The following is a 13160-nucleotide window of genomic DNA, read 5'->3' as shown; positions in this document are numbered from 1 at the left end:
CTACTCCGTCAATCGCGCGACGCGTCGGACTGGTTGTCGAGGGCGGCACGGACCAGGTCGTCCAAGGCCATGGAGTCGATGGACTCGCCGGGCTCGTCCTCCGGTGCCGGGTCTGCCGTGCCCCGTCCGGCCAGTTGCAGCAGGGGTTCCAGTACGCCGATGTCGCGCAGCTGGGCGAGTGACACCGAGGACAGCAGGGACCGGATCTCCGCTTCCTCGTCGTCGGTGGTGTCGGTGGTGCCGTTCTCGTCGGGCACGAGCTGCCGCAGCATGTGCTCGGCGAGGGCGGCGGGGGTCGGGTGGTCGAACACGAGGGTCGCGGACAGGCTCAGGCCGCTGGCGGCGTTGAGCTGGTTGCGCAGTTCCACGGCGCCCAGGGAGTCGACCCCGAGGTCCCGGAAGGACCGTTCGGCGCCGACGGCGTCCCGGTCGGGGTGGCCGAGGACGTGGGCGGCCCGGGTGCGGACCAGGTCGAGCACCGCCTCGTGGCGCCTGCTGTGCGGCAGGCCCGCGAGCCGGTCGCGGAGACCACCGTCGGCCGACCCGCTCCCGTCCTGCGGCGCGGTGGCCGCGGTCGCGGCCTGGTAGCCGGGGAGTTCCCGCAGCAGCGCCGCCGGGCGGGCGGCGCTGAAGGCCAGCGCGAACCTCTCCGGTGCGACGTCGGCGACGACCGCCGTCGGTTCGGTCTCCATGACCAGTCGGCGCATGGCCTCCAGGGCCAGCTCCGGGTCCATCGCGCCGATGCCGGCGCGCTGGGCGGCCGCGTCGGCGGCGGCGCCGTCGGCCATGCCTCCGCCGCCCCAGGCGCCCCAGGCGATCGAGGTCGCCGGGAAGCCCTGCGAACGGCGGTGTTCGGCCAGCGCGTCGAGCACCGCGTTCGCCGCCGCGTAGTTGGCCTGGCCGGGGTTGCCGACGGCCGCCGAGGCGGAGGAGAACAGGGCGAACACCGACAGGTCCAGCCCGCGGGTCAGCTCGTCCAGCAGGAACGCGGAGGTGACCTTGGAGCGGAAGACCGCTTCGAAGCGCTCCGGGGTCAGTCGGTCGAGGATGCCGTCGTCGAGGACGCCGGCCGCGTGCACCACACCGGTCAGCGGGTGTTCGGCCGGGATGTCCGCGAGGACGGCCTCCAGCGCGGTGCGGTCCGCGACGTCGCAGGCGGCGACGGTGACGCGGACGCCCAGGGCGAGGAGTTCGTCCCGCAGCGCGGTCGCGCCGGGCGCGTCCTCGCCGCGGCGGCTGGTGAGCACCAGGTGCCGGACGCCGTCGCGGGCGAGCCTGCGGGCGACGTGGCCGCCGAGGGCCCCCGTGCCGCCGGTGATCAGCACCGTGCCGCTGGGGTCCCACTGCGGGCCGGACTGCTTGCCGGGTGCCTGCACCAGCCGTCGGCCGAAGACCGCCGCGGGCCGTACGGCCACCTGGTCCTCACCGTCCGAGCCGGCGAGGACCGCGGCGAAGCCGGCGGCCGAGCGCTCCTCAAGGACCTCGGGGAGGTCGACGAGTCCGCCCCAGCGCTCCGGGTGCTCCAGCGCGGCGACCCGGCCGAGACCCCACACGGCGGCCTGTACGGGCCTGCGCAGGGCCTCGGCGCGGCCCACGGACACCGCGCCGCGGGTGACGCACCACAGCGGGGCGCCGATCGCGGCGTCGCCCAGGGCCTGGAGCAGTGCGGTGGTGAGGGCGAGCCCGGTGGGCGCGCTCCCGTCCGCGGTCTCCCGCAGGGCCAGCAGGGAGACGACCCCGGCGAACGGCGTGCCGTCCGCGGTGAGCTCACGCAACTGCCCGGCCAGGACGGCGCGGTCGGCGGTGTCGGCTGCCTCCAGCCGCACCACGTCGGTGCCGAGTGCGGCGAGCACCCCGGTCGTCCAGGCGTCGTCCTTCGATCCGGTGGGGACCACGGCGAGCCAGGTACCGGCGGGCCGTCCGCCCGGGACCTCGGTCAGCGGCTTCCAGACGATCCGGTGCCGCCAGCCGTCCACGACGGACTGCTCCTGCCGGGCCCGGCGCCAGTCGAGCAGCGCCGGGAGCACCTTGGAGAGGGTGTCTCCCCCGACGCTGAGGACGGACTCCAGGGAGGCGAAGTCCTCCCGCTCGACCGCGTCCCAGAACTCGCGGTCGGTGGCGTCTGCTGCTACTTGGGACGCCACCGGGGCCGCCGGCCGGTCGTCGGGCCAGAAGCGGGCGTGTTCGAAGGCGTAGGTCGGCAGCTCCGCCCGGCGGGCGCCGGTGCCCGCGAAGAACGCGGACCAGTCGGGTGCGACGCCGCCGAGGTGCAGCCGTGCCAGTGCGGTGACGAGGGTGGTCTCCTCGCCGTGGCCCTTGCGCAGGACCGGTACGGCGAGCGTGGCCTCCGGTGCGGACTCCCGGGCCAGGGCGGACAGCACCCCGTCGGGGCCCAGTTCCAGCAGGGTGGTCACGCCCCGGCCGGTGAGGGCGCGGACGCCGTCGGCGAAGCGGACGGCCTCGCGGACGTGCCGGACCCAGTACTCGGGCGTGCACAGGTCCTCGCCGGTGGCCGTCTCGCCGGTCAGGTTCGACACGACGGGCACCGTGGGCTTGTGGTACGTCAGCTCCTCGGCCACCCGCCGGAAGTCGGCCAGCATGGGGTCCATCAGCGGCGAGTGGAAGGCGTGGCTGACCGGCAGCCGCGTCGTCTTACGCCCCTGCGCACCGAAGTGACCGGCGATCAGGAGCACCGCCTCCTCGGTACCGGAGACGACGACGGCGTTCGGGCCGTTGACCGCCGCGATCGCGACCTCGTCGGTCAGGAGCGGGATGACCTCGTCCTCGGTGGCACGCAGGGCGACCATGGCGCCACCGGTGGGCAGTGCCCGCATCAGGCCCGCCCGCGCGGTCACCAACCGGCAGGCGTCCGCCAGCGAGAGGACGCCCGCGGCGTGCGCCGCGGTGACCTCGCCGATGGAGTGGCCACCCATGAACTGCGGTGTGACGCCCCAGGACTCCACCAGCCGGAACAGGGCCACCTCGACGGCGAACAGGGCGGGCTGGGCGTAGCCGGTGTTGTCGAGGGCCTGCGCGTCCTCGCCCCACATCACCTCCCGCAGCGGGCGGTCCAGGCTGACGTCGAGGTGGGCCAGCACCTCGTCGAGGGCGTCGGCGAAGACGGGGAACCGCTCGTACAGCTCGCGGCCCATGCCGAGGCGCTGGCTGCCCTGGCCGGAGAACAGGAACGCGGTCCGGCCGGTGCGGCCGGCCTCGCCCTCCAGGGTGTGGGGGGCGAGGTTCCCGGCGGCCAGCGCGGTGAGGCCGTCGAGGAGGGTGTCCCGGCCCGTGGCCAGGACGGCGGCCCGGTGCTCGAAGGCGGACCGGGTGGTCGCCAGCGAGTACGCGAGGTCGCCGACGGTCGCGTCGGGGCTCGCGGCCGCGTGGTCGAGGAGCCTGCGGGCCTGGGCGCGCAGCGCGCCGGGCGTCTTGCCGGACACCAGGACCGGCAGGGTGCCGGCGTCCCGGGCGGGTCCGGCGGGCGCCGCGGCGGGCTCGGCCTCGGGTGCCTGCTCCAGGATCACGTGCGCGTTGGTGCCGCTGGCGCCGAACGCCGAGACCGCGGCGCGGCGCGGACGCCCGGCGTCGGGCCAGTCGGTCGTCTCGGTGAGCAGCCGGACCGCGCCCGCCGTCCAGTCCACGTTGGTGGTCGGGGTGTCGACGTGCAGGGTCTTCGGCAGCGTCCCGTGGCGCATCGCGAGGATCATCTTGATGACGCCCGCCACGCCCGCCGCGGCCTGGGTGTGGCCGATGTTGGACTTCAGCGAGCCGAGCAGCAGGGGCCGTTCCCGGTCCTGGCCGTAGGTCGCCAGCAGGGCCTGTGCCTCGATCGGGTCGCCCAGCTTGGTGCCGGTGCCGTGGGCCTCGGCGGCGTCGACGTCGGTGGTGGACAGTCCGGCGGCGGCCAGGGCACGGCGGATGACGCGCTGCTGGGCGGGGCCGCTCGGGGCGGTGAGGCCGTTGGAGGCGCCGTCCTGGTTGATGGCCGAGCCGCGCAGGACCGCGAGGACCCGGTGGCCGTTGCGCCGCGCGTCCGAGAGGCGCTCGACGACGAGCATGCCCACGCCCTCGGACCAGCCGGTGCCGTCGGCGGCGTCGGAGAACGCCTTGCAGCGGCCGTCGGCCGACAGCGCGCCCTGTGCGCTGAACTCGATGAATCCGGTCGGGGTGGCCATGACGGTCACACCGCCGGCCACCGCGAGGGAGCACTCGCCGTTGCGCAGGGCCTGGGCGGCCAGGTGCAGGGCGACCAGCGACGAGGAGCAGGCGGTGTCCACCGAGACGGTGGGCCCGTTCAGCCCGAAGCTGTAGGCCAGCCGGCCGGAGAGGAGGCTCGCCGACTGGGCGGTCTGCCACTCCCCGAACTCCACCGGCGGGCGGTAGTCGCCGCTGCCGCCGCCGACGAAGACGCCGGCGTCGGTGCCGCGCAGGGTGACGGGGTCGATCCCCGCCCGCTCCAGCGCCTCCCAGGCGGCCTCCAGCACGATGCGCTGCTGGGGGTCCATGACCAGGGCCTCGCGCGGGGAGATCCCGAAGAAGCCGGGGTCGAACTCGGCGGCGTCGTAGAGGAACCCGCCGTGGCCGGTGGCGCTGCGGCCGCGGCCGTCCGCCCCGCCGGACAGCAGGCCGTCCAGGTCCCAGCCGCGGTCGGTGGGCAGTTCGCCCACCGCGTCGGTCTCGGCCATGACGAGCCGCCACAGGTCCTCGGGGGAGCGCACCCCGCCCGGGTAGCGGCAGGCCATGCCGACGATCGCGACGGGGTCGTCGGTCACCTGGCCGGTGGGTACGGCGTCGGCCGTGGTCCCGGGGGCCCCGGGCAGCTCGCCGAGCAGTTCGGCCTTGAGGTGGTCGGCCAGCACGGCGGGGGTGGGGTGGTCGAACGCGAGGGTCGCGGGCAGGCTCAGGCCTGTGGCGGTGGTGAGCTGGCCGCGCAGGTCGACGGCGGTCAGGGAGTCGAAGCCGAGGTCCCGGAAGGGCAGGTCGGCGTCGACGGCGTCGGCGCTCGCGTGCCCGAGGACCACGGCGACCTTGTCGCGGACCAGGTCGAGGAGTTCGGCGGACCGCTCGGACTCGGACAGGGTGCGCAGCCGCTCCCGCAGTGCGTCCGCGGCGGACTGCCCGCCCCGGCTCTCGTGTGCGAGGGCTTCGACGGCCGTACGGGCCTCCGGCAGCTCCGCGAAGAGGGCGGTGCGGCGGGTGGCGGTGGTGGCGGGCGCGAAGGTCTCCCATCGCACGTCGGCGACGGTGACGCCGCTTTCGTCGCCGGTGACGGCGTGGGCGAGTGCGGTGAGCGCCGGTTCGGTGTCCATGACGGGCAGGCCGCTCAGCCGCAGGTGCCCGGTCATGCCCGGATCCGTCGTCTCGGCCCAGGCGCCCCAGGACACGGTGAGGGCGGTGGCGCCCCGGTCGCGGCGCCGGGTGGCGAACGCGTCCAGGACGGCGCCGACCGCGGCCTCGTCGCCCTGCCCGCGGACGCCCCAGACTCCGGCGATGGAGCCGAAGAGGACGAACGCGTCCAGGGCCCGGTCGCCCAGTGCGGCGTCGAGGTGGGTCACCCCGGCGAGCGCGGCCGCCGCGTCGGTGCCGGTCTCCTCGTCGGCGTGGACGACCGCGGTCAGCGGCTTCCCCTCGGGGAGGGCGTCCAGCGCGGCGCTCAGGGCGGCACGGCCGGGGGCGCCGGTGAGGTCGCAGGCGGCGATCGTGACCGTGGCGCCCAGCTCGGTCAGCTCGGCCTCGAGGTCGGCGGCGCCGGGGGTCCCGGCGGCAACGGTCCCGGTCCGGCCGGTGAGCACCAGGTGCTCGGCGCCGTGCCGGGCCAGCCAGCGGGCGACGTGGCCGCCCGTCACGCCCGTGCCGCCGGTGACGAGCACCGTGCCGGACGGGGCCCAGGCGGCGGAGGAGGAACGGCCGGCGCGCACCAGGCGCCGTGCGAACACCCCGGAGGGGCGGATCGCGAGCTGGTCCTCGTCGTCGTGGCCGCCCAGTGCGGTGGCGAAGCGGTCGGCGGCGCGCGGGTCGAGGGTCTCGGGCAGGTCGACCAGACCGCCCCAGCGGTCCGGGTTCTCCAGCGCCACCACCCGGCCCTGGCCCCACACGGCGGCCTGGCCGGTGTTCGCCAGGGGTTCGGAACGGCCCACGGAGACCGCGCCGCGGGTGACGCACCACAGGGGCGCCTCGATCCCGGCGGTGTCGAGCGCGTTCAGCAGCTCGGTCGGCCATGCCGTGGACGCGGGGAGCGAGGTGTCCTCCGAGGTGGCGGCGAGCAGGGACACGACGGCCGTGTACGTGGCGTCGGTGCCCTGTGCCCGCGTCAGCCGGTCGGCCAGAGCGGCCCGGTCGGTGGCGTCGGCCTCGACGCGGACGGTGTCCTCGCCCAGCGCGGCGACGGCGGCGGCCAGCCACGCGTCGTCGGCGTACCCGGCCGGCACGATCACCAGTAGGCGACCCTGCGGTGCGGCGGTGGCGGGTGTGGTGAGGGGCTTCCAGGTGACGCGGTAACGCCAGCCGTCGGCCACGGACTGCTCACGACGGCGGCGGCGCCAGGACGACAGCGCCGGCACCATCGCCGTCACCGTCTCCCCGTCCAGGTCCAGCGTGTCAGCGAGCGACCCCAGGTCCTCCCGCTCCACCGCCGACCAGAACTCGGCATCCACCGGATCCACCGCCCCGGCCACCGGCGCGGCAACCACCTCCGGCCAGAACCGCTCCCGCTGGAACGCGTACGTCGGCAACTCCACCCGCCGCGCACCCGAACCTTCGAACAGGGCCGACCAGTTCACGGGCAGCCCGTGCACGTGCAGTCGGGCGGCCGCGGTGACCACGGCCTGCTCCTCGCCCCGGTCGCCGCGCAGCACCGGCACGACGGCCGGCTCGGGCTCCTGGCCGTCGAGGACGCGCCGGACGAGGGCGGAGAGCACTCCGTCGGGGCCGAGTTCGAGGAAGGTCCCCACACCGGCGGCGCGCAGGGTGTGGACGCCGTCGGCGAAGCGCACGGCCTCGCGGACGTGCCGCACCCAGTAGTCGGCCGTGCACAGCTGCTCGGCGTCGGCGAGCCCGCCGGTGAGGTTGGAGACGACGGGGATGCGCGGAGCCGTGAACGTCAGACCGTCCGCGACCGCGCGGAACGCGTCCAGCATCGGGTCCATCAGCGGCGAGTGGAACGCGTGGCTGACCCGCAGCCGTGTCGTGCGCCGGCCGTCGGCGGCGAACCGCTCGGCGGTCCGAAGGAGGGCTTCCTCGGCTCCGGAGACGACGACGGCGTTCGGGCCGTTGACCGCCGCGATCGTGACCTCGTCCGACAGGAGCGGGGTGACCTCGTCCTCGGTGGCCTCCACCGCGAGCATCGCCCCGCCCGCCGGCAGCGCCTGCATCAGCGTGGCGCGGGCGGCGACCAGCCGGCAGGCGTCCTCCAGGGAGAACACGCCGGCCACATGGGCCGCGGTGACCTCGCCGATGGAGTGGCCGCCCACGAAGTCCGCCGTGATGCCCCACGACTCGACCAGGCGGTACAGCGCGACCTCGATCGCGAACAGCGCGGGCTGGGTCCAGCCGGTGCGGTCCAGCAGCTCCGCCTCGTCGGTGCCCGCCGCGGCGAACAGCACCTCCCGCAGCGGGCGGTCCAGTTCCAGGTCCAGATGGGCCAGGACGGCGTCCAGGGCCTCGGTGAAGACGGGGAAGCGCTCGTACAGCTCGCGGCCCATGCCGATCCGCTGACTGCCCTGCCCGGAGAACAGGAACGCGGACGTGCCCGCGGTGCCGCGCAGGCCGCGCGCGGCCTCCGTCACTCCGTCGGCGCCGGCCAGCAGTACCGCGCGGTGCCCGAAGGCGGAGCGGCCGCTCGCGAGCGAGTACCCCACGTCCACCGGGGACAGTTCGGGGTGGTCCGCGGCGAAGGAGGTGAGCCGCTCGATCTGCTCGTCGAGCGCCTCGCGGGTCCGGCCGGAGACGACCCATGGCACGACGGCCGGTGCGGTCGTGCGCACGGGCTCGGCTGCGGGCGCGGCCTCGGCCGGCGGGGCCTGCTCGACGATGACGTGGGCGTTCGTGCCGCTGACGCCGAAGGCGGAGACGCCCGCCCGGCGCGGGTGCCCGGTCTCGGGCCACTCGGCCGGCTCGGTCAGCAGCTCGATCGCGCCGGCCGACCAGTCGACGTGCGACGAGGGCGCGTCGATGTGCAGGGTCTTCGGCAGCGTGCCGTGGCGCATGGCCAGGACCATCTTGATGACGCCCGCCATGCCGGCGGCGGCCTGGGTGTGACCGATGTTGGACTTGACCGCGCCGAGCAGCAGCGGCCGCTCCCGGTCCCGCCCGTACGTGGCGAGCAGCGCCTGGGCCTCGATCGGGTCGCCGAGCGTGGTGCCGGTGCCGTGCGCCTCGACGGCGTCGACGTCGGCGGCGGTGAGGCCCGCGTCGGCCAGGGCCTGCCGGATGACCTGCTGCTGTGCCGGGCCGTTGGGCGCGGTGAGGCCGTTGGACGCGCCGTCCTGGTTGACGGCGGTGCCGCGCACGATGGCGCGGACCTCGTGACCGTTGCGCACGGCGTCGGAGAGGCGCTCCAGGACGAGGATGCCGACGCCCTCGGACCAGGCGGTGCCGTCGGCGCCGTCGGCGAAGGCCTTGCAGCGGCCGTCGGGGGCCAGGCCGCCCTGGGTGCTGAACTCGATGAAGGAGTCCGGGCCGGACATCACCGACGCGCCGCCGACGAGCGCCAGTTCGCACTCGCCGGAGCGCAGTGCCCCGGCCGCCCAGTGCGTGGCGACGAGCGACGCCGAGCAGGCGGTGTCGACGGTGACCGCCGGGCCTTCGAGGCCGAGCGTGTAGGAGAGCCGGCCGGACATGACGCTGGCGGTGTTGCCGGTCGCCACGTAGCCCTGGACGTCGGAGGACGACCGGCGCAGCAGGGTGGGGTAGTCCTGGCCGTTGGTGCCGACGAAGACGCCGGTGCGGGAGCCGCGCAGCGACGCGGGGTCGATGCCGGCCCGTTCCAGGGCCTCCCAGGTGGTCTCCAGCAGCAGCCGCTGCTGGGGGTCCATGGCCAGGGCCTCGCGCGGGGAGATCCCGAAGAAGGCGGCGTCGAAGTCGGCGACGCCGGTGAGGAATCCGCCCTCGGTGGTGGCGGAGGCCCCGGCGGCGAGGGCACCGAGGTCCCAGCCCCGGTCTGCCGGGAAGGCGGAGATGCCGTCGCGGCCGTCGGCGAGCAGTCGCCAGAGGTCCTCCGGGGAGGACACGCCGCCGGGGAAGCGGCAGCCGATGCCGACGATCGCGATCGGGTCGTCGTCGGCCGGGCGGGCGGCGGGTGCCGTCGCCACGGCGTCGGGCAGCGTCCCCGCGATCTCGGCCAGCAGGAACTCCGACAGCTCCAGCAGGGTCGGGTGGTCGTAGACCAGGGAGGCGGGCAGGCTCAGGCCGGTGGCCGCGGCGAGCCCGTTGCGCAGTTCGAGCGCGGTCAGCGAGTCGAAGCCCAGGTCCTTGAAGGCCCGGTCGGACTCCACCCGGGAGGCGTCGGAGTGGCCGAGCACCGCGGCCACCTGGGTGCGCAGCAGGTCCACCAGGAACCGGCCGCGGTCGGCGGCGGGCAGCTCCGCGAGGCGGCGGCGCAGCGCGGGTTCGCCGCCGGTGGCGGTGTCCTCCCCGGTGCCGGTCGTGGCGGTCCGTCGCATCTCGGGCAGGTCGGCGACGAACGGGGCGGGCCGGACGGCCGCGACGGTGGCGGCGTAGCGGCTCCAGTCGATGTCGGCGAGGGCGAGGACGGTGTCGTCGTGCTCGATGGCCTGCTTCAGCGCGGCGACGGCCCGCTCGGGTGCGAGCGGTGCGAAGCCGCCGCGGCGGACGCGGCTCTCGACGTCGGCGTCGACGGCGACCATGCCGGACTGGGCCCAGGGGCCCCAGGCGAGGGAGGTCGCGGTCAGGCCGGCGGCCCGGCGGTGTTCGGCGAGGGCGTCCAGGTAGGCGTTGGCGGCGGCGTAGTTGCCCTGTCCCGCGGCGCCGAGGGTGCCGGCCGTGGAGGAGAACAGGACGAACGCCGACAGGGCGGTGTCCCGCGTCAGCTCGTGCAGGTTGCGGGCCGAGACCGCCTTGGCGTTCATGACGGCGGAGAAGTTCTCCGGCGTCAGGTCGGCCAGCACGCCGTCCTCGACGACGCCCGCGGTGTGGACGACCGCGGTGAGCGGCCGGTCGGCGGGGACGGCGGCGAGTACGGCGGCGAGCGCGTCGCGGTCGGCGGCGTCGCAGGCGGTGACGGTGACGTCGGCGCCCAGCTGCTCGAGTTCGTCGCGCAGTGCGGCGGCGCCGGGGGCGTCCGCGCCGCGGCGGCTGGTGAGCAGCAGGTGCTGTGCGCCGCTGCGGGCCAGCCAGCGGGCGACGTGGCCGCCGAGTCCGCCGGTGCCGCCGGTGATCAGCACGGTGCCGGTCGGGGCGAACACACGGCGTACGGGCCGGTCCGCCGCGGGGCTGTGGGCGAGTCGGCGGACGAAGACGCCGGAGGCGCGGACGGCCACCTGGTCCTCGCCGTCGGTCCGGGCGAGGACGCCCGCGATCCGGCGGGCGGTGTGGGCGTCGAGCTGCTCGGGCAGGTCGAGGAGACCGCCCCAGCGCTGCGGGTTCTCCAGGGCGGCGACGCGGCCGAGTCCCCAGACCGCCGCTTGGGCGGGGTCCTGGACGTGCTCGGAGCGGCCGACGGAGACGGCGCCGCGGGTGACGCACCACAGGGGCGCGTCGAGTCCGGCGTCGCCCGCGGCCTGGACGGCCGCGGCCGTCAGGGCCAGTGCGGCGGGCACCCCCGGGTGCCCGGCCCGCTCGTCGTCGGCGAGTGCGAGCAGCGACAGGACGCCCTCGAACCGGGCACCCCCGTCGAGCAGTTCGCGCAGGCGCCCGGCGAGGGCGGCGCGGTCGGGGGCGGTCACCTCGACGCGGACGGTCTCCACGCCGAGGCCGTCGGTCAGGGCGCACGTCCAGGGGTCCGTGCCCGAGCCGGCCGGGGCGAGGACGAGCCAGGGGCCGCGCGGTGCGGCGGTGGCGGGTGCGGTGAGGGGCTTCCAGGTGACGCGGTAACGCCAGGCGTCCGCGACGGACTGCTCACGACGGCGGCGGCGCCAGGACGACAGCGCCGGCACCATCGCCGTCACCGTCTCCCCGTCCAGGTCCAGCGTGTCAGCGAGCGACCCCAGGTCCTCCCGCTCCACCGCCGACCAGAACTCGGCATCCACCGGATCCACCACACCGGCCACCGGCGCCGCGACCGACTCCGGCCAGAACCGCTCCCGCTGGAACGCGTACGTCGGCAGCTCCACCCGCCGCGCACCCGAACCCGCGAAGAATCCGGACCAGTCGACGGACACCCCGTGCACGTGGGCGTCGACGAGCGCGGCGGTGATCGCCGACTCCTCGGGGCGGCCGCGGCGCAGCAGGGGGACCAGCACGGCGTGCGGGTCGTCGGCGAGGCTCTCGCGGGCCATTCCGCAGAGCACACCGTCGGGGCCGAGTTCCAGGAAGGTGCGTACGCCGTGCTCGGCCAGCCAGTTCACGCCGTCGGCGAAGCGGACCGCGTCGCGGACGTGGCGCACCCAGTACTCCGGGGAGCACACCTGCTCGGCGGTGGCGAGACGGCCGGTGGTGTTGGACACGAAGGGGATGGTGGGCGCGTGGTAGGTGGCGCTCTCGGCGACGCGGCGGAAGTCGTCGAGCATCGCGTCCATCAGCGGCGAGTGGAAGGCATGGCTCACCCGCAGCAGCCGGGTCTTGCGTCCGTCGGCCTCGAAGCGGGCGGCGATGTCCACCACGACGTCCTCGTCGCCGGAGACGACCAGCGAGGCGGGGCCGTTGACGGCCGCGACGGACACCCGGTCGGCGTGGTCGGCCAGCAACGGGAGGACCTCGTCCTCGGTGGCCTGGAGGGCCGCCATGGCGCCCCCGGCGGGGAGGGCCTGCATCAGCCGGCCGCGCGCGGCCACGAGGGCGCAGGCGTCCTCCAGGGACAGCACCCCGGCGACGTGCGCGGCGGCGAGTTCACCGATGGAGTGCCCGGCCAGGTAGTCGGGCCTGATGCCCCAGGACTCGACGAGGCGGAAGAGTGCCACCTCGACGGCGAACAGGGCGGGCTGGGCGTAGCCGGTGGCGTCGAGCAGCTCGGCCTCGGGCGTGCCGTCCTCCGCGAAGATCACCTCGCGCAGGGGGCGGTCGAGGGCGGTGTCGATCCGGGCGATCACGGAGTCCAGCGCGTCGGCGAACACCGGGTACCGCTCGTAGAGTTCCCGGCCCATGCCGGGCCGCTGGCTGCCCTGTCCGGTGAACAGGAACGCCAGCCGGCCGCGGCCCGCGGTGCCCTGGAGGACGCCCGGGGCGGGGGTGCCGTCGCGCAGGGCCGTGAGGCCGCGCAGCAGTTCCTCGCGCTCCCCCGCCACGACGCCCGCCCGGCGTTCGAAGCCGGTCCGGGACGTGGCCAGGGAGAAGGCGAGGTCGGTGAGGTGGAGTCCGGGCCGCTCGGCGAGCAGGGACAACAGACGGTCGGCCTGGGCGCGCAGGGCGGTGTCGCTCTTGGCGGACAGCGTCAGGGGCACGATGCCGGGCGCGGGCCCGCTCGCGGGCGCCGCCAGTTCCTCAGCAGGGGGGGCCTCAGCAGGGGGTGCCTCGGCGGGCGGTGCCTGTTCGAGGATGGTGTGCACGTTGGTGCCGCTGAGTCCGAAGGAGGACACACCGGCCCGGCGGGCACGCCCGGTCTCGGGCCACTCGGCCGGCTCGGTCAGCAGCTCGATGGCGCCCGCCGACCAGTCCACGTGGGACGAGGGGGTCTCGGCGTGCAGCGTCCTCGGCAGGACGCCCTCGCGCAGGGCCATGACCATCTTGATGACGCTCGCGACACCGGAAGCCATCTGGGTGTGGCCGATGTTGGTCTTGACCGACCCGAGCAGCAGCGGCCGCTCGCGGTCCTGGCCGTAGGTGGCCAGCAGGGCCTGGGCCTCGATCGGGTCGCCCAGGGCGGTGCCGGTGCCGTGCCCGTCGACCGCGTCGACGTCGGCGGGCGTGAGGCCGCCGTTGGCGAGGGCCTGGCGGATGACGCGCTGCTGGGAGGGGCCGTTGGGGGCGGTGAGGCCGTTGGAGGCGCCGTCCTGGTTGATGGCGCTGCCGCGGACGACCGCGAGGACCTGGTGTCCGTTGCGGCGGGC

At 75.7% G+C, this 13160-nt stretch carries 1 protein-coding gene (only partly in view); it reads right to left on the bottom strand.

All coding sequences use genetic code 11. The features are described 5' to 3' along the window. Positions 1-8: 8 nt before the first annotated feature. Positions 9-13160 carry the 3' end of a type I polyketide synthase gene (locus FHS38_RS06735; RefSeq protein WP_184731764.1) on the bottom strand. Its footprint extends 15270 nt past the window's final position, so only the last 13152 of its 28422 coding nucleotides appear in the window; its start codon lies off the right edge, out of view; its stop codon occupies positions 9-11.

Origin of the sequence: Streptomyces netropsis (assembly GCF_014203545.1) — a bacterium.
In the GTDB taxonomy this organism is placed as follows: domain Bacteria; phylum Actinomycetota; class Actinomycetes; order Streptomycetales; family Streptomycetaceae; genus Streptomyces; species Streptomyces netropsis.
This window is presented reverse-complemented; position numbering and strand designations above follow the sequence as displayed.